The sequence below is a fragment of the Sphingomonas sp. SAFR-052 genome, from assembly GCF_051965015.1.
Lineage (GTDB): Bacteria > Pseudomonadota > Alphaproteobacteria > Sphingomonadales > Sphingomonadaceae > Sphingomonas.
In genome coordinates, this window is the sequence record NZ_JBQCMO010000004.1 from 413374 (window position 1) to 434421 (window position 21048).

General features: G+C 65.4%; 17 protein-coding genes. 8 read left to right on the forward strand and 9 right to left on the reverse strand.

Features of this window, described 5'->3' with window-relative positions; genetic code table 11:
- Positions 1 to 2: 2 nt before the first annotated feature.
- The 3 genes from ACTHQV_RS09710 to ACTHQV_RS09720 all read right to left on the reverse strand — a co-directional run bounded on the left by ACTHQV_RS09710 (position 3) and on the right by ACTHQV_RS09720 (position 5437).
- Positions 3 to 2309 (reverse strand): TonB-dependent receptor, encoded by a 2307-nt coding sequence (locus ACTHQV_RS09710; RefSeq protein WP_440489914.1) that lies wholly within the window; start codon positions 2307 to 2309, stop codon positions 3 to 5.
- Between the two features lie 142 nt (positions 2310 to 2451).
- Positions 2452 to 3138 carry a TetR/AcrR family transcriptional regulator gene (locus ACTHQV_RS09715; RefSeq protein ID WP_440489915.1) on the reverse strand — a complete coding sequence of 229 codons (687 nt, stop codon included), beginning with the start codon at positions 3136 to 3138 and terminating at the stop codon, positions 2452 to 2454.
- 469 nt (positions 3139 to 3607) lie between these two features.
- A complete protein-coding gene (locus ACTHQV_RS09720; RefSeq protein ID WP_440489917.1) occupies positions 3608 to 5437 on the reverse strand; it encodes a hypothetical protein in 1830 nt (609 codons plus the stop codon).
- 305 nt (positions 5438 to 5742) lie between these two features.
- Between ACTHQV_RS09720 and ACTHQV_RS09725 the strand changes: the two genes are divergently transcribed.
- The 4 genes from ACTHQV_RS09725 to ACTHQV_RS09740 all read left to right on the forward strand — a co-directional run bounded on the left by ACTHQV_RS09725 (position 5743) and on the right by ACTHQV_RS09740 (position 12970).
- Entirely contained in the window at positions 5743 to 7464 is a 1722-nt protein-coding gene (locus ACTHQV_RS09725) for a tetratricopeptide repeat protein (protein ID WP_440489918.1), read from the forward strand.
- Between the two features lie 125 nt (positions 7465 to 7589).
- The gene (locus ACTHQV_RS09730; RefSeq protein ID WP_440489920.1) at positions 7590 to 8075 is read left to right on the forward strand and encodes an Lrp/AsnC family transcriptional regulator; all 486 of its coding nucleotides are present in this window, start codon (positions 7590 to 7592) and stop codon (positions 8073 to 8075) included.
- Positions 8076 to 8596: 521 nt separating this feature from the next.
- A complete protein-coding gene (locus tag ACTHQV_RS09735; protein ID WP_440489954.1) occupies positions 8597 to 11356 on the forward strand; it encodes a TonB-dependent receptor plug domain-containing protein in 2760 nt (919 codons plus the stop codon).
- A gap of 21 nt (positions 11357 to 11377) precedes the next feature.
- The gene (locus ACTHQV_RS09740; protein ID WP_440489921.1) at positions 11378 to 12970 is read left to right on the forward strand and encodes an amidohydrolase; all 1593 of its coding nucleotides are present in this window, start codon (positions 11378 to 11380) and stop codon (positions 12968 to 12970) included.
- A gap of 865 nt (positions 12971 to 13835) precedes the next feature.
- Here ACTHQV_RS09740 and ACTHQV_RS09745 read toward each other — a convergent pair.
- From ACTHQV_RS09745 to ACTHQV_RS09755, 3 genes are read right to left on the reverse strand one after another with little or no spacing between them, the layout of a single operon-like run.
- The gene (locus ACTHQV_RS09745; protein ID WP_440489923.1) at positions 13836 to 14021 is read right to left on the reverse strand and encodes a helix-hairpin-helix domain-containing protein; all 186 of its coding nucleotides are present in this window, start codon (positions 14019 to 14021) and stop codon (positions 13836 to 13838) included.
- Positions 14018 to 14503: a cupin domain-containing protein gene (locus ACTHQV_RS09750; protein WP_440489925.1), complete on the reverse strand. Its 486-nt coding sequence runs from the start codon at positions 14501 to 14503 to the stop codon at positions 14018 to 14020. Before ACTHQV_RS09750 ends, ACTHQV_RS09745 begins: the two co-directional genes overlap by 4 nt.
- Positions 14504 to 14514: 11 nt before the next feature.
- Positions 14515 to 15006, reverse strand: a complete 492-nt coding sequence (locus ACTHQV_RS09755; RefSeq protein ID WP_440489926.1) for a nucleoside deaminase — start codon at positions 15004 to 15006, stop codon at positions 14515 to 14517.
- Between the two features lie 72 nt (positions 15007 to 15078).
- Here ACTHQV_RS09755 and ACTHQV_RS09760 point away from each other — a divergent pair, with 72 nt between their 5' ends.
- Positions 15079 to 15909 carry an aldo/keto reductase gene (locus ACTHQV_RS09760; protein ID WP_440489928.1) on the forward strand — a complete coding sequence of 277 codons (831 nt, stop codon included), beginning with the start codon at positions 15079 to 15081 and terminating at the stop codon, positions 15907 to 15909.
- On the opposite strand, the gene ACTHQV_RS09765 is transcribed toward ACTHQV_RS09760, so the two are convergent.
- Positions 15906 to 16802, reverse strand: coding sequence for a LysR family transcriptional regulator (locus ACTHQV_RS09765; RefSeq protein WP_440489930.1), 897 nt, complete (start codon positions 16800 to 16802; stop codon positions 15906 to 15908). The genes ACTHQV_RS09760 and ACTHQV_RS09765 overlap by 4 nt on opposite strands.
- Before the next feature lie 91 nt (positions 16803 to 16893).
- Between ACTHQV_RS09765 and ACTHQV_RS09770 the strand changes: the two genes are divergently transcribed.
- Positions 16894 to 17757, forward strand: coding sequence for an aldo/keto reductase family oxidoreductase (locus ACTHQV_RS09770; RefSeq protein ID WP_440489932.1), 864 nt, complete (start codon positions 16894 to 16896; stop codon positions 17755 to 17757).
- Here the strand turns inward: ACTHQV_RS09770 and ACTHQV_RS09775 are convergent, their stop codons facing one another.
- Entirely contained in the window at positions 17758 to 18069 is a 312-nt protein-coding gene (locus tag ACTHQV_RS09775; protein ID WP_440489933.1) for an ArsR/SmtB family transcription factor, read from the reverse strand. It abuts the gene before it with no gap.
- 131 nt (positions 18070 to 18200) lie between these two features.
- On the opposite strand from ACTHQV_RS09775, the gene ACTHQV_RS09780 reads away from it, so the two are divergent.
- The gene (locus ACTHQV_RS09780) at positions 18201 to 18935 is read left to right on the forward strand and encodes an SDR family oxidoreductase (protein ID WP_440489956.1); all 735 of its coding nucleotides are present in this window, start codon (positions 18201 to 18203) and stop codon (positions 18933 to 18935) included.
- A gap of 46 nt (positions 18936 to 18981) precedes the next feature.
- On the opposite strand, the gene ACTHQV_RS09785 is transcribed toward ACTHQV_RS09780, so the two are convergent.
- Positions 18982 to 19707, reverse strand: a complete 726-nt coding sequence (locus ACTHQV_RS09785) for an SDR family oxidoreductase (RefSeq protein ID WP_440489934.1) — start codon at positions 19705 to 19707, stop codon at positions 18982 to 18984.
- A gap of 149 nt (positions 19708 to 19856) precedes the next feature.
- Between ACTHQV_RS09785 and ACTHQV_RS09790 the strand changes: the two genes are divergently transcribed.
- The gene (locus ACTHQV_RS09790; protein WP_440489958.1) at positions 19857 to 20753 is read left to right on the forward strand and encodes an AraC family transcriptional regulator; all 897 of its coding nucleotides are present in this window, start codon (positions 19857 to 19859) and stop codon (positions 20751 to 20753) included.
- The last annotated feature ends 295 nt before the right edge of the window (positions 20754 to 21048 follow it).

Sequence of the window (21048 nt, forward strand, 5' to 3'; positions counted from 1 at the left end):
CCTCAGATCCCCTTGGCCAGGCGGATGCCGATCGTCCGCGGACGCAGCGTCCCGAACCGGCTGGCGAAGAATGCTTCGGGGTGGATGTAGGTGATCGAATGATCATCGGTCAGGTTCTCGACATATAACTGCCCGAACCACTCGCCATGGCGCAGCCCGACACTGGCGTTCAGGTTCACATATTCGTCGGTCTCGCCAAAGGTCGGCAGGCGCGCGCGCGGATTGCCGGGAACGTTGGGGAACGAGCTGTTGTACGACCCGACATATTGCGCGTTGACCGCGAAGTTGGCGTTCCAGTCGGGCTTCAGATCGAAGCCATAGGTGATCGACGTCGATCCCTGCAACCGCGGCGCCGACAGCCGGTGGCCGAGCACCGCCCCCGAAATCGCCGCCTCCGCCGCGGTCAGTTCGGTGATCTTGGCATCGTTATAGGCGGCGTTGAGGCCGAGGACGAGGCCGGTGGTCGGGATGACCGCCATCTCGACCTCGAACCCCTTGCTGCGCGCCGCGCCAACATTGGTCGCGAACTGCACCGAATCCGATATGCGATTGGCCTGGACCTGGATGTTGCTCCAATCGATTACATAGGCGGCGGCATTGATCGTCACCCGCCCATCCAGCCAACGCCCCTTCGCGCCAACTTCGTAACTTTTCAGATCGTCCGACGATGCCCCGTCGGGGATCACCAGATCGGCCGGATTGACCGTGCTGACCCGGCCCGCAAAGGCGTTGACCACGGGTCCGCGATAGCCGGTCGCAAACGTCGCATAGGTCGTGATGTGATCGACCGGCTTGAAGCTCGCGCTCGCCTTGTACGACGGTTTCGACCCGCGCGCCTCGCGCCCTTCGGCGGCGGCATAGGGGGTCAGCGTCAGGGGCCCACGCCGCCCGGTCAGCGCCGCGACGAAATAGTTGCTGTTATACCCGCCCGCCTCGGTGAACGCCTGCGCGGTGATCCGGCCGTAGCGCAAACCGCCGGTCAGCCAGAATTGCGGCGAGAAGCGATAAGTGACCTCGCCGAACCCGGCCAGTTCGCGGTTATACTGGTGGGTGAACTGCTTCTGATAATATTGGTCGGGCAGCCCGGTGATCCCGCGCGCCTGCAGGAACGGCAGCGACGAGCGGTATTTGAAGTCCACGTCGCGCCGCCGGTCGAGATAGAAGCCGCCGACCACGAACTGGAGCGGTCCGTCGAACGTCGAGGCGAGGCGCGTTTCCTGCACGAACACCTTGTCGAACGCATCGGCATCCAGCCCGAAGGCGATCGCCCCGCCAAAGGTGTTGGCGAGATCGGCATAGAAGCGCTGGTCGAAATCCGAATAGGTGCTGCTGCTGGTCAGCCGCGCGAAATCGAAGTCGTAATCGATCGTCGCGTTCAGGATCGTCTGCTTGCCGGTGAAGCGATCGGGCTGATCCGACACGCGCTTTTCGCGGCCCAGCGACGGGCTGGTCAGCGACGAATCCTTGGGATCGCTGTTCTCGTACGACGCCAGCAACCGCACCGACAAGCGGTTGGTCGGCTTGGCCAGCAGTATTGCGCGGCCGCCATAATCGATCAGCGTGTTCGAATTCTTCACGCCCGTCCCGACATTGTCGAGATAACCTTCCTCGTTGCGATAGAAACCGACCGCCCGCAGCGCCAACTTGTCCTCGACGATCGGCACGTTGACCATCGCGTTATAGCGCTGACGGAAACTGTCCTTGCCGGTCAGCCCCAGATCGACCACGGCGGCGGTCCGGACGTCGTTCAGGTCGGGGCTCTTGGTCAGGATGCGCATCGCGCCAGACAGCGAACCCGATCCGAACAGCGTCCCCTGTGGCCCACGCAGGAACTCGACGCGCTCGACGTCGAACAGATTGGGGTCGACGACCGTGGTGTTGCCGATCGTCGAGACCGGCAATTCGTCGATATAGACCGCGACCGTGCTTTGCAGGTTCGCGCCATAGCCGTTGGTGGCGATGCCGCGCACCGTGAAGTTGTTGAAATTCTGGGTCGGGCGATTGAGCACCACGCCCGGCGTTTCACGCGCAATCCCTTCGAACCCGACGATCCCTTCGCGGGTCAGTTCGCCCTGCTGGAACGCGGTGACGCTGATCGGCACGTCCTGGATGCGTTCCTCGCGGCGGGTCGCGGTGACGACGATCTCGGCAGAGGAGTCGTCTGCTTCGGCGCGGTCGCTACGAGCGACCTGTCCCGACTGGTCGGACGTCTGTTCGGCCGGCGGCGCCGCCTCCTGCGCAAAAGCCGACGATACAGACATAACCGCAAGGGCGCCGGCACACGCCGACGCATACAGGGCAACCCGCATGCTCACTCTCCTGAGCGAAGCCGGCTGTTCGCGCCGGTCCTCGATCAGTCAATCATCGCAGGTCCCACGCCAAAGTCAACATTCACTATCGCGACCGTTAGTATTATTCCAAGGCAGCGGGATGGGTCGTTTTTACGCTTATTTAAAGTGCCTTGTGTTCATCGCAAATCGAACGAAACCCTGCCGCCATGAACCGCGCCATGCGCTGCTTCACCGCAACGAAATCCTCGGACCGGCACAATCCGCCCGACAATTTGTCGATTCGCCCGGTCCGCGCCAGCGTCAGCATCAGCGCGCCGGTAACGAAGTGATATCCCCAGAAGATATCGGTCCGACTGCATTCGGGCATGGCGCGTTGCAGGATGTCGATCAGCCGCAGCACGACCGGATCGAAATAATCGTCCATCATCTCCGCGCCCCATTCGGGGGTATTGGCAACCTGCGCGCCGAGCGCCGCATAGTTTTTCCAGCCCTCCCCACCCTGAATGTAGAGATCGAGGTCGGTGTCGAGAAACGCCTGCAACACACCCTCGACGGTCGGGGCGTCGCCAGCGGCGCGTTCGTAATCGTCGAGCGCGCGCATCCGCGTTTCACTGGTTACGACAGCACGGCGGGCGAACACTTGATCGAACAGTTCCTTCTTGTCGCGGAAATAATAGCTCAGCAACGTGCGGTGAACGCCCACCTGCTGCGCGACATCGGCCAACGTCACGCCGTACAAGCCATGCTTCGAGAACAGTGCCTCGGCGACATCGAGGATCTGTTCGATCATATCGGCGCGTTGCTCGGCCTTGCGAGAAGCGCGTTTGGTCGGTTTGGCGGTCGTCACGCCCTTGTCCTGTCAGCTTCCCTAATCCCGCGTCAAGCGAGGCACAGTCGAAAATCGATACGCCGTGGAGCAGATGTACATCAATGCTGGTGAAGGCCTCGAGCCACCTACGGTCATTCGAAGCTCGTTACTCGCTTACCGACTTCGGACGTTCATTCATGCTGAACGTCGCGACGGGTACCGGAACTTCAGGCCGCGGCCGTGTGCCACGACCGGATCGTCTTGGACGGCGTGTATTGCAGGGTCGACATGAAAGCTGGCTCGGCGGAGCCTACCATCAGTGCCTGTCAAACCAGGCGGCGATCAGGCATCCGCTCCGCGGGCGCGCGTTCGGCGGACAGACGATCCGCTGTCGGTTCCCGCAGCCGGAGAAGCATTATCGACTGACTGTGGTGCCGATCCGCCGCATCGCTCCGCAACCAGGGTCAGACCGTGAAACGGCGAGCCCGCTGATCGCTGCGTGCCGGCGTCACCCCGGCAGGCTCAACGGACGCGCGCGCGTGGCCCTCGACCATTGCGAAACGTCGCTGGTGAGCAGTTCCGCGGTGCGTCGGATCAGGCGGCGCAATCCGTCGAACCCCGGCGCCTCGTCCTGCACGATCCGGCGCAGTTCGGTCAGGTGGAGGGCAAGCGCGCCGTTGCGCTCAGCCGAGCCCGCAAAGTCGCCCTGCATGCGGATGCCGTAGATGGCGGCACCAATCGCCGGCAGCGCGGCGCTGACGATCGTCACGCCGACCGGCATGTGATGATCGCCGCCGCCCTCCCCATGCGAGAGGAACGTCCAGACCAGTTCGATCCCGAGCACACCGGCGCAGACGATGGCGGTGATCGCGAACAAGGCGCCGCCCACGCGGTGCAACCGGTGTTCGAGCTTGTGCATCCGACCGGCCTCGCGGCGGACATAGCCGATCTGGTCGTCGAGCAGCGCGACGAGGTTCGCATGAGTTTCGGCGAGGTAGGCGGCATCGATCCGTGTCGAGGGCAAACCAATGCGACGTGCGAGGTCGCGCCGCTCGCGTCCGGCGACATCACCATTCTCCGCGCGCACCCCGCGCAGGAACAGGTCGCCGAGCGATGCCGATACCGCAAGGCAGCGCAGTTCCTCGGCAAGCGTCCGCTGACTGAGCCAGCGATTGTGCCACCCCGCCCGCGATCCCCAGCGGATGACGAACAGGATCGTGGCGATCGACACGAATTCGCCCGCCGCCAGCAGCGGTTTGACCGCAACCGGCACGATCAGGGCGAACAGCGCCAGCACGACGGCCAGCGCCGTTAGCGCAAAGCTGCTGACGAAGGCGCTGCGAAACAGTTGCGCGGCAAGGCTCGCTTCGCAATCCGCCTGATCGAAACGCGGCCATAGCAGGCCATCGATCCGCATCCGCAACGTCGTCGCCGGGCCGTCCTGCGCTGCGCGGGGTAGCGGGCAAGGCCGGCGCAGATCGGCCAAGCGAAACTTGCGGACGCCGGTGCAGGCCAGCAGCAGCGGATAGGCGATCGCGAACAGCGGCGGCGTCCTTCCCCCGGTACGCCGTCGCCGATCCCCCTCGCCGTTCGGCGGGCTCGAAGCCAGCCGGACCATCAGCCGCGGCAGGTCGTCCAGCCCGCCGCGCGCGACGCTGTCCACCGCCTCCGGTCCCGCATCATGGTCGTTCAGGCCGCTCCACAGCAGCACCGGCGACCGGGACGCATCGGGATCGAGCACCACGACCGGGATCGAATGGGCGACGGCCTCGGCAACGATCTGCGCCGCGCCGCCGCGTCCGCGCGCCGGTTCGCCGTCCCATATCGCCAGCAGGATATCGCTTTGCGTGAGAACGACCCGGCCCGCCCGTTCATAGGCGGCAGCCGCGCCGCCCGGACCGTCGCGCCGTCCGGGCAGTTCCAGCACATTGGCCGAACGATCGATCCGCGCGGTCAGTTCGCTCGCCTTGGCTCCGGCGAAGTCCTGCGCATATTCCTCGTGCGCGAAGGGCAGGACCGTGTCGAGCTGCCACCCCAGGGCAAGCGCGGCATCGGCGGCCAGCGTGTCGGCCCCTTCGGCAAGGCTGCCGACCAGGCGGAAACGATCGTTCGGCGCGGCGGCGGCCAGCGCCGCCAGTGTCGCGTCGATCCGGGCGCGCAACATGGCGGGGTCGACCCCGCTCAGTCGGCCCGGACGATGCCCGGTAACGCCGACCGCGATCGGCGCGCCGTCGATGGTTTCGATGCCGGACGTGGCATCGGATCGCGGATGTCGATCGATCGGCGCGCCGCCGGCAGGCTCCGGCACCACGCGCGTTCGTACGTCCTGGCCATTCATCCGCCGCCCCTTACGTCCATGCCCGTCGCAGAATGGTAGAGTTGTTCCCGACACCCGCCAAGTACGCGTGTACAACAAGACGCTTATGCTTAACGAAATATACCGGTAAAAGATGTGCGGGGCATTTGGGGGTTCAGGCCGTGACCGATCTGTTCGTGTCGTACAAGTCGGAAGACCGGCCGCGGGTCGCGCCCTTGGTCGCGGCGCTCGAAGCCGACGGGATCGGCGTGTGGTAGGACGCACATATCGGCGGCGGCACCGAATGGCGCGAGACGATCGGACGCGAACTGGCCGCCGCGCGGTGCGTGCTGGTGGTGTGGAGCAACCGTTCGACCGGACCGGAGGGCAGCTTCGTCCGTGACGAGGCGACGCGCGCGCTCCGGCGCGGGGCGTATATGCCGGTCTGCATCGATCCGGTGGAACCCCCGCTCGGCTTCGGCGAAACCCAGGCGCTGCCGCTGATCGGGTGGAAGGGCAATCGCAACGATCCGCGCTATGTCGCGGTGCTGGCGGCGGTGCAGGCGGTGCTCGCTGGCAGGGAACGGCCCGCCCCGCCGGTACAGCTGCCCAGACGCGGGATCGACCGCCGCCTGCTGATCGGCGGTGGCACGGCTGCGGTGGCGGCGGCCGGTGCGGGCGGCTGGTGGTGGATGCGCGGCACCGATGCCGGGGACAACCGGATGGCGGTACTGCCCTTCGCCAACCTGTCGGGCGATCCGGCGCAGGCGTATCTGGGCGACGGGATGGCAGAGGAGGTGCGCACTGCGCTGTCGCGCATTCCCGGTTTCCAGATCGTATCACGACTGTCGTCCGAAACCGTCCGCGACCTCGACGCCGGGGCGGCGGCGGCCCGGCTGGACGTCAGCGACATCCTGGCGGGCAGCATCCGGCGATCGGCGGACGTCGTGCGCGTGACGGCGCAGCTCATCAACGGCCGTACCGGAGTCGAACGCTGGTCGGAAAGCTACGACCGTCAGAATCAGGACGTCCTGTCGGTGCAGTCGGATATCGCCACGCGGGTCGCGACGGCGCTGCGCAATTCGCTGGCCCCCGCCCAACTGGCGGCGGTCGCCAATGTCGGCACGACCAACGTCAAGGCGCACGACCTGGTGCTGCGGGCCAACGAACTGGGCAGGAATCAGGACGGCGAGGCGGTGTCTCGCAAGGTGCGCGGCCTGCTCGACGCCGCGCTGGCGCTGGACCCCGACTATGCCGAGGCGCTCGCCGCCAAAGCGGGGGCGATGGCCAATATCGCCACCTTCTACACCACCGCCGAAAAGCAGCCGGCGGCGATGAACGCGGCGATCGCCGTGGCGCGCCGCGCGATCGCCCTGAACCCGGACCTGCCGAGCGCGTACCGGGTGCTCGGATTCCTGCTCAAAAACCAGCTTCGCTTCACCGACGCCCTTACCGCCTATCGCCGCGCCAATGCCCTTGGTGGCGATGCCGGGGCACTGATCGGCTACAGCTTCTTCCTTGCCGAAATTGGCCATGCGCGCGACGCGCTTGCAAAGGCCAACCAGGCGGTTGCGCTCGACCCGCTCAACGCCAGCGCCATATCCGCGCAGGGCAATGCCTATTATCTGGGTGGCGACTATGAAGCGGCGATCACGGCGCTGCGGCGTATGCTGCGGGCGGCACCCGAGCGGTTCTACGCGCGCTATTACATCGGCCTTTCGCTCATGTGGCTGGGGCGAACCGATGCGGCGCTGGCCGAGTTTCAGGCGATGCCGGCCGACGACATGTTCCGCAACGTGGGCGAGGCGGTGCTCGCCGCACGCCGCGGCGATCGTGCGACATCCGACGCGGAGTTGCAGGAAGCGCTGAAGGTGGCAGACGATCAGGCGATCGTGATCGGCGCCGTCCACGCGCAGCGCGGCGAGCGCGACAAGGCGATGGCGATCATCGAAACCGTGCTGGCGCGGCGCAGCCCCGATATCCCGGCGATCAAGGCCGATCCGTTGTTCGCGCCGCTGCGGTCGCTGCCACGCTTTCAGCAGATCCTCACCCAGCTGAACCTGCCGTAAGGCGCGATCGCACGGCGGCGCATGCCACGCCGTCCGTCCCCGACGATCGGCTGCATTTTCCGGATTGACGGTCTGCGCAGATTCTTGTGCGTTGCACAACAACCCAGCCGGAGGCCGTTTGCACGATGGAGGAATCACTCTCGCTCGATCAGACCGATTATCGGCTGCTGCAGGAAATCGTCGCCGACGGACGCATATCCGACGTCGCGCTGGGCGAACGGGTTCACCTGTCGAGCACGGCGGCGGCGCGCCGTCGCAAGTTCCTCGAGGAGCGCGGCGCGATCGAACGCTATACCGCCAATCTCCATATGGAACGGCTGGGCTTCGGCGTCACCGTGCTGGTTTCGATCGAGCTGCGGTCACAGGCGGAGGACGTATTGAACGAGTTCGAGGAAGCGGTGGTGCGCTGCCCCTCGATGAGCTTTTGCAGTTTCGTGTCAGGCGACACCGATTTCGTGATGATGGTCCATGTCCGATCGTTCGGCGATTACGACCGCGTCTATCGCAGCGAGCTATCGAAGCTGCCGCACGTCGCGCGCATCCGCAGCAGTTTCGTGATGCGGCAGGTCGCGGACCGCAACGCACCGCCGGTCGTCTTCGCGAATCAGTAGGGATGAACGCCGGATCACACCAAACCTGCCCAGATGGTACGACGGAATCCAGCGCAGTAGCGACGATCGACGCAGCTTATCGTCGGCTTTGGTGCAATATGCGTGACATTTTGCGAAGATCATGCGTGCCGGTTCGTGCAATATTCGCTTCACGAGATGGATCAGGGGGAAACATCCTGTCTTAGGCAGCGGACTTCGTGAAATCAGTCGGACGTCGATGCCGACGTTCGACCCTTTCGCAGACGCCGCCGAAAAATGTCGGGGAGAGCGATGCCCGAAGGCTTTTGAAAGAGCTTCGGGGAGTCGACATGGCGGGGACACAGACGCTTACGGACGCGAACGGGCGGGATGCGGGCCATGCCCTCAGCCTGCGCGCGGCATTGCTGGCAACGGTCGCGGCGGCGCTGGTCGCACCGACGCCAGGGCTGGCGCGACAGGTGACGCAGGTTGCCGACACCACCGGGACGGCACCGCCCGCTACCTCCGCCACGCCCATAGAGGCATCGGACCCGCCGCAGGACATGGCGGACGAGGAAGGGGGCGACAACGACATCGTCGTCACCGGCAGCCGCATCGTCCGCGACGGCTACAGCGCGCCCACGCCGGTAACGGTGCTCGGCGCCGCCGATATCCAGGCGCAGAAACCCGCCAACATCTCCGACTTCGTCAATCAGTTGCCCGCCATCGGACAGGGCAGCACGTCGGGCAATAGTTCGGGATCGCTGTCGAACGGCATCGCCGGGATCGCTTCGGTCAATCTGCGCGGGCTGGGCGCTGGGCGCACGCTGGTGCTGCTCAATGGGCAGCGCTCGGTCGCGTCGGCGGTCAACGGCGTGGTCGACATCAACACCTTTCCCCAGGACCTGGTCGAGCGGGTCGAGGTCGTCACCGGCGGCGCATCGGCGCAATATGGTTCGGACGCCGTCGGCGGCGTCGTCAACTTCATCCTCGACGAACGGTTCAAGGGACTGAAGCTTTCGGCCGATCAGGGCATCTCTACCTATGGCGACGGGCGCAACTATCGGTTGGCTGCGACGGTCGGCGTCTCGGGGTTCGACGACCGCCTGCACGTCCTGCTGAGCGGCGAATATTTCCGGCAGGAGGGCGTCGACACGATCGCGCGCGACTGGAACGACAATGGCTATTTCCAGATCAACAACCCCGCTTATACCGCGACCAACGGCCTGCCGCAGCGGCTGGTCGGCGCGGGCTTCGGGCCGGCGGGCTATACCAAGGGCGGCCTTATCACCGCCGGGCCGCTGCGAGGCACCTATTTCCTCGGCGACGGACAGACGGCGCAACTGGCGTTCGGCACGACCAACGCCACCTCGTCGCCATGGATGATCGGCGGCGACTGGCGCACGACGCTGGAGGGGCATGTCGGCACCAACTCGCTGATCCCGCACGAGGAACGGATCAGCTTCTTCGACCGGATCGCCTTCGACGTCAGCGACGCGCTGCAGGTCTATGGGCAGGCGTCGTACAACCGCTATCGCGGGCAGAGCTTCTACCAGCAGACGCCCAGCACCGGCGTCACCATCCGTGCCGACAACGCGTATTTGCTGACCCAATATCCGACCGTCGCCGCGGCGATGCGCGCCAACGGGCTCGCCTCGATCGCGATCGGCACGTCGAACTTCGGCCTGCCGGTACCGGGTAGCGACAATACCCGCGAAGTCTATCGTTACGTGCTGGGTGCCAAGGGCAAGTTCGAGCTGTTCGGGCAACGATGGACGTGGGACAGCTATTATCAGCATGGCGCCACCAAGTCGCACGAGGAACTGACCAATACCTGGAACAACGCCCGCATGGCGCTGGCGCAGGATGCGGTGCTGTCAGGCGGCCAGATCGTCTGCCGCTCGACGCTGACCAACCCGACCAATGGCTGCGTACCGATCGATCGGCTGGGCACTGGCGGCGTGTCGGCGGCGGCACTCAATTATATCTATGGCGCCGCGCAGCCACAACGCGACCAGACGATCCAACAGGATGTCGCCGCCGCCAGCGTCAACGGCGCACTGTTCAAACTGCCCGGCGGGGTCGCGGCGATCGCGTTCGGCGGCGAATGGCGCAAGGAACAGATTGACGGTACCGTCGACCCGCAATTCTCTTCGGGCTGGCTGTACGGCAACTATCTGGTCAATCGCGGCGAATATTCGGTGAAGGAAGGCTTTCTCGAAGTCGACCTGCCGGTGCTGCCGGGGCTGAACCTGAACGCCGCCGGGCGCTATACCGATTATTCCACCTCTGGCACCGTCCAGACATGGAAAGCGGGCGCGACATGGCAGCCGATCCCCGACATCAAGCTGCGTGGCACCTATAGCCGCGACATCCGCGCCCCCAATCTTCAGGAACTGTTCGCCGCCGGCACGGCACGGACGAATACGGTCATCCTGCCGTCGAACGCGCCGCTGACCGGGTCGCAGCAATTCCTCGAAACCACGATCGGCAATACCAGCCTCGACCCCGAACGGGCCAAGACCTGGACGCTGGGCGCGGTAGTCAGCCCCGGCTTCATGCCCGGCTTCACCGCCTCGTTCGACTATTTCGACATCACCATCGACGATGCGATCGGATCGATCACGTCGCAGAATACGGTCGATTTCTGCTATACCGGGTCGAACCAATATTGCAGCAACATCGTCTATACCGGCGGCACGTTGCAGCGGATCATCATCCAGCCGTTCAACTTCGCCAGCCAGCATGAGCGCGGCTTCGATATCGAGGCGAGCTATCGCACCGACTTGTCGGCGATCAGCGGATCGTTGCCCGGCCGGATCAGTATCCATGGCGCGGCGACGCATTACATCTCGAACGTGATCGACAACGGGATCTTCCCGATCGACTATGCCGGGGTGAATGGCGGCAGCCTATCGGGCGGCTTCTCGGTGCCCAAATGGCGCTACCGGGTCGGCGCCTTCTACGAACTCGATCCGGTCAGTCTGAACCTCGTCGCGCGCGGCTTCGGCAACGGCGTCTATGGCAACGACTATGTCGAATGCACCAGCGGCTGTCCGACCTCGACGACGCGCGCGCGGACGATCAACGAGAATAACATTCCCGGCATGCTGTACCTCGACGCTTCGGTCGGGGTGAAGCTGAACGCCGCCGGACATCAGGGCAGCCTGAACTTCATCGTCAACAATCTGACCAACCGCGATCCGGTTCTGGTCGGCAACGGGCCGGACGGCAACAACGTGCCCGCTTATCCGCAGACCGCACGGTCGATGTACGACGTGATCGGACGGACGTTCCGCGTCGCCTTCACCATCAAATTCTAAATTTCACAGGGGAATGACGACATGACCTATCTGCACAAGGGCGCGGCCGCGCTGATGATCGCCGCCATGGCCGGCACCGCCCTGACCCCGGCCATGGCACAGGCGTCCAAGCCGTTGAAGACCGAGGCCGCCGCCGCCGTCGACGCGCAGGCCAAGGATATTCAGGTGATGGTCGACACCGTGTTCAGCTTTGCCGAACCGGGTTTTCAGGAGGTGCGGACCTCGGCCTATCTGGCCGATATCCTCGAAAAGAACGGGTTCAAGGTCGAACGCGGCGTGGCGGGCATGCCGACCGCCTTCGTCGCGACCTGGGGTTCGGGCGGGCCGCTGATCGCGCTCGGCAGCGATATCGACGGCTTGCTTGGCCTGTCGCAGACGCCCGGCGTGGCGCAGCAGAAGCCGCTGGTGGCAGGAGCGCCTGGCCATGGCGAGGGCCATAATTCGGGCATGCCGATGATGATCGCCGCCGCCATTGCTGCCAAGCAGGTGATGGAAAAGAACAAGATCCCCGGCCGGCTGATGCTGTGGCCCGGCGTCGCCGAGGAATTGCTGGCGACGAAGGCCTATTATGTCCGCGCCGGCGTGTTCAAGGATGTCGACGCCTCGATCTTCTCGCACGTCAGCAGCGATTTCGGCACCGCGTACGGCGAACTCGGAATGAACGGCATGGTGTCGGTCGAATATACGTTCCATGGCAAGACCGCCCATGCCGGCGGCATGCCGTGGGAGGGCCGCTCGGCGCTCGACGGCGTCGAACTGATGGATACGGCGTGGAATTTCCGGCGCGAGCATCTGCCGGTCACGCAGCGGTCGCATTACGTCATCACCAATGGCAGCGGGCAACCCAATATCGTCCCCGACACCGCGTCGGTATGGTATTATTTCCGCGACCGCACCTTTGCCGGGGTCAAGACGCTGTTCGACACCGGCAACGAGATCGCCGAGGGCGCCGCGCGCGCCAGCGGCACGACGGTTACCCGCCAGATCCTCGGCTATGCCGCCCCCAATTTCGGCAACAAGCCGTTGGCCGAGGTCGCCTATGCCAACATCACCGCGGTCGGCATGCCTAAATGGACCCCCGCCGACCAGAGCTTCGCCAAGGCGGTACAGGAAGCCAACGGCCGCAAGGTCGAGCCGCTGCGCAGCGTCCCCGCCCCGCTCAGCACGCCGGAGAACCGCACCGCCGTGTTCGGGGGCGGGTCGGACGATATCGGCGACATCATGTGGACCGTGCCGACCATTACCATCCGCTTCCCGTCGAACATTCCCAACATGATCGGCCACCACATCACCTCGGCGATGGCGATGGCGACACCGATCGCACACAAGGGTGTCGAGGCGGGTGCCAAGGCGGTGGCGATGACCGTTCTCGACCTGATGACCACGCCAAAGCTGGTGAGCGCCGCCAAGACCTATTTCCGCGACGTCCAGCTCAAGACCGACCGCTACGCGCCGTTAATCGGCCCGGACGACAAACCCGCCATCTGGCTGAACGAAAAGCTGATGCGCGAAATGCGTCCCGAGATGGAGAAATATTACTACGACGCCGGCAAATACCCGACCTATCTCCAGCAACTCGGCATCGCCTATCCCGGCGCCGCTCCTTCGAAATGATCCGGCGGGGCCATCGCCGGTTCACCGAAGGACGGCCCCCCACCCCCGCTCGACGGCCCGTCCGGAGGGCGGTGACGGCGGTTCGGTCGCCCCTTGCGGCTGAGCAAGACGCCTAGGCAAGCCAGCGGCATCGCTTCGACACCCGGTCTGCTCGAAGGTCAGCCCCGGCGGAGCAGCACTCGCCGACAAAGCATATGACGGCATCGACGTACGCAGCTAGATCGCTGCGAGGCACGCGGAAGCAGTGATTCCGTCTAGGTGCAACCGCAAGCCCGCCGTCCCGCACAAGGGCCGCATCTAAAAGCCCCCCAACCAGATCGAGCGATGCTTCAGCCACCCCACGCACTTCCGCCGCTTCGCCGCTGCCATGATCTGGCTACGGTGAATGTCGACCCGCTTCAGATCAATTAATTTGGTTAATGTCGTCAGCGGTCGACGTATCGGACGTCATTAGGCGCTTTCGAGCAACCTCGAACGCCCTCTTAGGTATAAGACTGCGGAAGAATTACAGGTCACCCTTCCAACGCGAAGACGACAGCAATCGTCAAGACCCCGGCCGGTACCAAAGATAGCCGCGTAGACGTCACCCACTTTAAATGCCGGAGAACCCAGACCTTCGCCACTAAGGCGAACTTTCGCAGCCTAAATGTTGTTATTACTCAACTTCATAAAATTGGCTGGGGCGGCAGGATTCCCATCCCAGCAAAGCTGCTAGCTAAGTACTTGATTCCACTAGCGTGCAGGTACCGCCTGCACAGCACGTTGCTACAGTGCATTGGCACAATTTGCAACGCGTGTTTGGGCTGTCCTTTCCGCGTGCGGAGATGATGCACTTCGCACTTGGACCGATACCGACGATTTGCGATCAGCCGGCGCGCACGGACCCATTCAGGCCGTCGATCTTACCGGCGAGGCCCGGCACTTCTTCGAGTTGCCGGACGGCTTCGAAACGACCGCGCTCCTCGCGGTAGCGGACGATCTCGAACCCATGTCCCTTGAGCTGCGGCACGGCGTCGATCTCGTCCGCCGATGCCGTGTTGATGTCGATCATGACTTGTCGCTCCACCGATGAGGAAGAAGACCGTCTCGGCCCCCGATCGGATCGGCGGCGGGAACCGGTACGGCGGCGATGCGCGCCAGTGTCGGCGCATCGGCGGCTTCGCGGCAGACATCCCACACCTGCCCATCAGGATAGGCACCGACCAGCAGGAAGTCGGTGCTGGCGGTGATCCGGCAATGCCCGGTCCCCGCCGGCAGCACGAGCAGATCGCCCGCGGCGATGGGCACCATGTGCCCATCTTCCCCGCCCAGCATCACGTCGGCCGAGCCGTCGACACAGGCGAGCGCCTCATGCGCGGACGAATGATAATGGTGATACGGATAGACGCTATCGCGCCAATCCGGGCGCCAGCCATTCCCACGGAGTGTGCCCTCGATCGCGTCAGGGTCGCCCTTGGGGACGACGCCGCGATACATCAGCACCGGCAATGCCGGGTTGTTGGGCATCCCGCCGTTCGGGCCGAGTGTCAACATCTCGGGTTCCGTCACAGGTTCGCCTGCTCTTCGCGCGGCAGATCGGCGTCGGGCGGGTAATAGAGGCTGGCGCATTCCGCGCGCAGGCAGCCGCCCTCGATCACGATGTCGTCGCGATAGGCGTCGGCGATGAACGCCAGCGTATCAACATGGCGTGCCTCGAAATACATCGGGTGCACATCTTCGCGCTCGGCACCATAGACGACCCGGCCGACCTTGGACCAGATCGAGGCCATGGTGCACATGCCGCACGGCTGAAGCGTCGAGTAGAGCGTTGCCCCCCGCAGCTCCAGTTCGCCGATCCCTTCGCACGCGCGGCGGATCGCCATCATCTCGGCATGGGCGGTCGCGTCGGGCAATTCTTCGGTCTGGTTGCGCTCGGCCGCGATCTCCTTGCCGCCGAGCACGATCACCGACCCAAGCGGCGACGTCGAGGGGTCCGTTCCCTTCGATCGCGCCACCTCGATCGCGCGGCGCATCCAGCGTTCATCGTCTTCGGTCATTCATACCTCCGGCGGCTCAACGCCACCGAGCCGGACTTGTGCCGATCCGCGGCGTCGGGCGTTGACCGCCGCATGAAGACGATCCGCTTTCCCGACGGCACGACCGTCCCCGCGCTCGGCCAGGGCACTTGGATGATGGCGGAAGACCCTGCCCGCCGATCGGACGAGATAGCCGCGCTGCGCGAAGGGCTGTCGCTCGGGCTGACCCTGATCGATACCGCCGAGATGTATGCCGATGGCGAGTCCGAGCGGCTCGTCGGCGAGGCGATCGCGGGTGTCCGCGATGAGGTGTTCCTCGTCAGCAAGGCCTATCCCCAGAATGCCTCGCGCGACCGGCTGCCGCGGGCGTGCGAGGCGAGCCTCAAACGGCTCGGCACCGACCGGCTCGACCTGTACCTGCTGCATTGGCGCGGCAATGTTCCGCTCGCCGAGACGGTCGAGGCGATGGAGCGGCTGGTCGTGGCGGGCAAGATCCTGCGCTGGGGCGTCAGCAATCTCGACACCGACGACATGGAGGAACTCGTCGCGAGCGGCGGCGAAGGCTGTCAGACCGACCAGATCCTCTACAACCTGACCCGGCGTGGCCCTGAATACGATCTGATACCGTGGCTTGTGCGTCATCGGGTGCCGGTCATGGCCTACAGCCCAGTCGAGCAAGGCCGCCTGGTCGCGCATCGCGGCCTTACCCAGATGGCTGCCGAACGCGACGCCACGCCCGCGCAACTCGCTCTCGCTTGGTTGCTGGCGCGAGACGGCATCCTCCCCATCCCCAAGGCCGGGTCTATTGCCCATGTTCGAGACAACCGGGCGGCGTTGGACCTCACGCTGTCCGAAGCCGAGCTACGACGCCTCGACGACCTGTTTTCGCCGCCACGCGGCCTCGAGCCGCTCGCGATGCTTTAGGCGCGAATGTAATCGACGAACGCGCGCAGCGGCGGCGGCACCAGACGGCGGCCAGAATAATAGAGGAACGGGCCGGAGAAGGACTGCCACCAGTCGGGCAGCACCGATTCCAGCGCGCCGCTGGCGAGCATCGGCCGGAGCCAATCCTCGAACAGGTGGATGATCCCGCCGCCCGCGACGGCGATATCGACCAGCAGGTCCGCCGCACCGGACACGCTGGCGATCAGCGGCCCCTGTGGCTCGATCCGCACGATCTCGCCCGAACGCTCGAACTCCCAAGGGCTGGTGAGCGCGCCACTGGTGAACCGGCCGCGTAGACAGGCGTGGTCGAGCAGGTCGCGCGGATGGTCGGGCCGTCCGCGTGCGTCGAGATAGGCCGGCGACGCGGCCGTTGCGAAGCACTGGATGCGCGGGCCGATCGGCACCGCGATCATGTCCTGCTCCAGCCGCTCGTCATAACGGATGCCCGCGTCACAGCCCGACGCCACCATATCCACAAAGCCGTCTTCGGCGACGATCTCGACCTGGATATCGGGATAGGCGGCGAGGAAGCCGGGCAGGATCGCTGGCAGCACCAGCCGCGCCGCGCTGACCGGCACATTGAGCTTGAGCGTGCCCGCCGGTGTGTCCCGGAACAGGTTCACGACGTCGAGCGCCGCCTCCACCTCGACCAGCGCGGGCGCCAGCCGCTCTATCAGCCGCGTCCCCGCCTCGGTCGGCACAACGCTGCGGGTGGTGCGATGAAGCAGCCGGACGCCCAGCCGCGCTTCCAACCGCCGTACCGCTTCGCTGAGCGTCGAGGCGCTCGACCCGACGGTGCGCGCCGCATCGCGAAACCCGCGTGCCTGCGCGACCGCCAGGAACGCGTTCAGATCGGCAAGATCAGCCTTCATCGTTCGGTTTTCCGTACAACCCGTACGGATCACTCCGGCTTATCGCGATGATCGGCAAGCCGTATCTCGGGGCCAGCTCAGGAGAATGACGATGACGATCGATCAGGCAGGCACCTATTCCTTCGCTGGACGCGCCGTGAAGCGGCTCGGCTATGGCGCGATGCAACTCGCCGGCCCCGGCGTGTTCGGCGAGCCGCGCGACCATGATGCGGCGCTCGCCGTCCTGCGCGCCGCTGTCGAGGCGGGCGTCAACCACATCGACACCAGCGACTTTTACGGCCCGCACGTCACCAACCGGCTGATCCGCGAAGCGCTGGCCCCCTACCCCGACGACCTGTTGATCGTGACCAAGATCGGCGCGCGGCGCGGTGACGATGCATCTTGGCTGCCCGCGTTCGCGGTGGACGAGCTGGCCCGCGCGGTCGAGGACAATCTGACGAACCTCGGGCTGGAGACGCTCGACGTCGTCAACCTGCGGCTGATGTTCGACGTGCACGGCCCGGCGGAAGGATCGCTCGCCGCGCCGCTGACGGCGGTGGCGGGCCTGCAGCGGCAGGGGCTGGTGCGCCACATCGGGCTCAGCAACGTGACGCCGACCCAGTTCGAGGAAGCCCGCGACATCGCCGAGATCGTCTGCGTCCAGAACCAGTATAACCTCGCCCACCGCGACGACGATGCCTTCATCGACACGCTGGCGGCGGAGGGCATCGCCTACGTCCCCTTCTTCCCGCTCGGCGGGTTCAGCCCGCTCCAGTCCGCGGCGCTGTCTGACGTGGCGACACGGCTGGACGCGACGCCGATGCAGGTGGCGCTCGCCTGGCTGCTCCAGCGATCGCCCAACATCCTGTTGATCCCCGGCACCTCGTCGGTCGCGCACCTCCACGAAAACCTCGCCGCAGCCTCGCTGACACTGTCTGACGGCGCCGTGGCCGAGCTCGACGCGATCGGCGGGTAATCAGGCCGTCCGGTTGGCAAGCACCGCGTCGAGCAGGCCGGGAAAGCGCTGGTCGAATTCGGCGCGGCGCAGCGTGTTGATCATCTCGCGGCCGGCCTGCGTGGTCTCGATCAGCCCGGCCGCGCGCAACAGCTTCAAATGGTTGGACAGCGTGCTCTTCGGAATGGACTCGCACGGCGCGGCATCGGTGCAGCTCAGCCGCTCGGTCGCGGCGAGCCGCGCCACCATGGCCAGCCGATTGGGATCGGCCAGCGCGTGCAGCGCCAGATCGAGCGGAACGTCCTCCAACCGGGGATGGGTGAAGCGAGGCATGCGACACATATAGGGCTTCACAGTAAATTTAATAGTTCGGAATTGTTGAACTATCGAACCGTGCTCCCATCTCCCCGTCTGCCGACAGCGCACGATGCCGTGATCGCGGGCCTGATTTTTGGAGAATGCACATGTCAGTTCAGGGCAAGACAGCGCTCGTCACCGGCGGATCGCGCGGCATCGGCTCGGCCATCGCCAAGCGGCTGGCGGCCGATGGCTCGGCGGTGGCGATCACCTATGCCGGCAATAAGGCCGCCGCCGACGCCACCGTGGCAGCGATCGAGAGCGCCGGCGGCACCGCCTTCGCCTTCCAGGCCGATGCTGCCGATCCCGCCTCGCAGCGCGCGGGCGTCGAACAGGCCGCCGCTGCCCTGGGCGGGATCGACATCCTGGTCCACAATGCCGGGGTGGCCGAATTCTCCACGCTCTCTGAGGATACCGACGACACCTACGATCGCCAGTTCGGCGTCAACGTGAAGGGGCTCCACGTCGGCACCCGCGCCGCCCTGCCGCATCTCCGCGACGGCGGGCGGATCATCCTGATCGGCAGCATCTCGGGGGAGACGGCCTTCCCGGCGACCACGGTCTACAGCGCGACTAAGGCCGCCGTGGCAGCGTTGGCGCGAGGCTGGGCCAAGGATCTCGCCTCGCGCAATATCCTGGTGAACACCGTCCAGCCGGGGCCGATCGACACCGACATGAACCCCGCGGATAGCGAATTCGCCGGACAGGTGCTGCAAGCGATCCCGCTCGGCCGCTACGGCAAGGTCGAGGAGATTGCGGGGGCAGTGGCGTTCCTCGCTGGCCCCGATGCGAGCTACATCACCGGCACCACGCTCAACATCGATGGCGGCGCGACGGCCTGACGACAGCGAGGGCGTGCCGGCCGCAAGAGCCGGCACGCCGACGGCGTTACATGTCCGCTGCGGTCGGGCGGACGATCACCTCGTTGATGTCGACGCCCTCGGGCTGCTCCAACGCGTAGCGGACCGCCCGCGCGATCGCATCCGGGGTCAGCGCCTTCTTCCGCCATCCCGTCAGCGCCGTGGCCACTGCCGGATCGGTGATGTCGTGGCCCAGTTCGGTTGCGACGACACCCGGAGAGATCAGCGTCGACCGGATCTCGTCATGCTCCTGCCGCAACCCCTCGGTGATGGCGCGCACCGCATGCTTGGTGCCGCAATAGACCGCGGCGGTCGGCATCACCATGTGCGCGGCGACCGAAGCGACGTTGACGATATGGCCGCCCTTCTGCGCCACAAACCGGGGCAATACGGCGGCGATGCCGTTGAGGACGCCGTGAATATTGACGTCGACCATCCGTTTCCACTCGTCCCGCTTCAGCGCGGCGAGCGGCGACAGCGGCATCACGCCGGCGTTGTTAACCAGCACGTCGACGCGCCCGAACCGCGCTTCGGCGGCTTCCACGAAGGCGTCGAAGTCGGCGCCGTCCGTCACGTCGAGCGTGCGCCACGCGACGGTTTCGCCCAGTTCCTCGGCCAGTGCCTGCAAACGATCCCCGCGCCGCGCGCCGATGAAGAGGCGCGCCCCGGCCGCGGTCAGTTCGCGCGCCGTCGCCTCGCCGATTCCGCTGGAAGCCCCGGTGATGAGGACGACCTTGTCGATGCTGGCTGTCATGATGCTATCCTTGCCTTGAAGTGACAGCCAGCAAGATGATGCCGCAGCGTCGGGCAGCGGTAAAGCGATCGTCCTAACGCTTTGCACGATCCTCCAGAACCCGCTCTACTCGCTTGCGCATGTCGATGGGCTGACGGATGACGATCGGCATGGACCGGATCACCGAACTTGCTGCCGTCATCGATCGCCATGTCACCAGCTCAGGCATTTGCACGACCGCGATGCCGCATGTGTCCCTGATCCGGGCCGATCAACCGAGCACCCCGACGCCGGCCGTCTACGAGGCATCGCTTTGCCTGATAGCCCAGGGATCGAAGCGCGTCTCGATCGGCGACCATAGCGTCGTCTACGACGCCGCGCATTATCTCCTGGTCTCCGTCGACCTCCCGCTGGTCGGCCATGTGATCGATGCCAGCCCCGACCGACCGTATCTCTGCTGCAAGATCGACCTCGATCCCGCGATGCTGTCCGACCTGATGGTGGCGGAGGGCGGCGCTGTGCCACACACCGACCTGCCGGTCCTAGGCGTCTATCCCAGCGACCCCAACCTGATCGACGCCGCATGCCGGCTGGTCGGACTGCTCGACCGGCCGGACACGATCCGCGCCCTGGCGCCCCTGATCGAGCGGGAAATCCTCTACCGGCTGCTCACGGGGCCGCACGGACCGATGCTTCGCCACCTCGTGACAGCAGGTAGTCACCTCAACCAGATCAGCCGCGCTATCGCCGCGATCCGCCGCCGGTTCGACGCGCCGATCCGCATCGACGAGGTCGCCGCCGAGGCGGGCATGAGCCCCTCCTCGCTCCATGCGCATTTCAAGGCGATCACGCGTATGACGCCGCTCGAATATCAAAAGCAGTTGCGCTTGCAGGAAGCGCGCAGGCTGATGCTGGTCGGCGGCGCGACGGCGGGCACAGCGGGGTTCGCGGTCGGCTATGAAAGCCCGTCGCAGTTCAGCCGCGAATATCGCCGCCTGTTCGGCGCACCGCCGCGTCAGGACATCGAACGGCTGCACGCCGTCCCTTCGGCGGGGATCGCCCTCTGATGTTGACCGACGCTAGCAATGATTCATCGCGGTGGTTGCGCCGAATGAGGCGCTCCGCTGGCGTTTGTCACCGCACAAGCAGAATGACCCATAAGCCGCCCCTCAGCGCGAGCGCGGCAAACTCCATTTTCGGACGTTCGTTCGGATATATCGATGTGCATGTTTGACGGATCATGCGCCACAGCAGAAATCCATCATGGACAATCGGTTATGGTCGCCTAGGTGTTCAGTCCCGGCATCTGGTGGATCGGATTTACGATGAACCGGTCTGGCTCTGACGTCCAGATCTTGGTGA

What these genes read in the sequence shown, in the direction of transcription:
- ACTHQV_RS09710 (WP_440489914.1), bottom strand. Translation starts at nt 2,309, where the DNA reads ATGCGGGTTGCCCTGTATGCGTCGGCGTGTGCCGGCGCCCTTGCGGTT.
- ACTHQV_RS09720 (WP_440489917.1), bottom strand. Translation starts at nt 5,437, where the DNA reads ATGAATGGCCAGGACGTACGAACGCGCGTGGTGCCGGAGCCTGCCGGC.
- ACTHQV_RS09730 (WP_440489920.1), top strand. Translation starts at nt 7,590, where the DNA reads ATGGAGGAATCACTCTCGCTCGATCAGACCGATTATCGGCTGCTGCAG.
- ACTHQV_RS09735 (WP_440489954.1), top strand. Translation starts at nt 8,597, where the DNA reads ATGGCGGACGAGGAAGGGGGCGACAACGACATCGTCGTCACCGGCAGC.
- ACTHQV_RS09740 (WP_440489921.1), top strand. Translation starts at nt 11,378, where the DNA reads ATGACCTATCTGCACAAGGGCGCGGCCGCGCTGATGATCGCCGCCATG.
- ACTHQV_RS09745 (WP_440489923.1), bottom strand. Translation starts at nt 14,021, where the DNA reads ATGATCGACATCAACACGGCATCGGCGGACGAGATCGACGCCGTGCCG.
- ACTHQV_RS09750 (WP_440489925.1), bottom strand. Translation starts at nt 14,503, where the DNA reads ATGTTGACACTCGGCCCGAACGGCGGGATGCCCAACAACCCGGCATTG.
- ACTHQV_RS09755 (WP_440489926.1), bottom strand. Translation starts at nt 15,006, where the DNA reads ATGACCGAAGACGATGAACGCTGGATGCGCCGCGCGATCGAGGTGGCG.
- ACTHQV_RS09760 (WP_440489928.1), top strand. Translation starts at nt 15,079, where the DNA reads ATGAAGACGATCCGCTTTCCCGACGGCACGACCGTCCCCGCGCTCGGC.
- ACTHQV_RS09765 (WP_440489930.1), bottom strand. Translation starts at nt 16,802, where the DNA reads ATGAAGGCTGATCTTGCCGATCTGAACGCGTTCCTGGCGGTCGCGCAG.
- ACTHQV_RS09770 (WP_440489932.1), top strand. Translation starts at nt 16,894, where the DNA reads ATGACGATCGATCAGGCAGGCACCTATTCCTTCGCTGGACGCGCCGTG.
- ACTHQV_RS09775 (WP_440489933.1), bottom strand. Translation starts at nt 18,069, where the DNA reads ATGCCTCGCTTCACCCATCCCCGGTTGGAGGACGTTCCGCTCGATCTG.
- ACTHQV_RS09780 (WP_440489956.1), top strand. Translation starts at nt 18,201, where the DNA reads ATGTCAGTTCAGGGCAAGACAGCGCTCGTCACCGGCGGATCGCGCGGC.
- ACTHQV_RS09785 (WP_440489934.1), bottom strand. Translation starts at nt 19,707, where the DNA reads ATGACAGCCAGCATCGACAAGGTCGTCCTCATCACCGGGGCTTCCAGC.
- ACTHQV_RS09790 (WP_440489958.1), top strand. Translation starts at nt 19,857, where the DNA reads ATGGACCGGATCACCGAACTTGCTGCCGTCATCGATCGCCATGTCACC.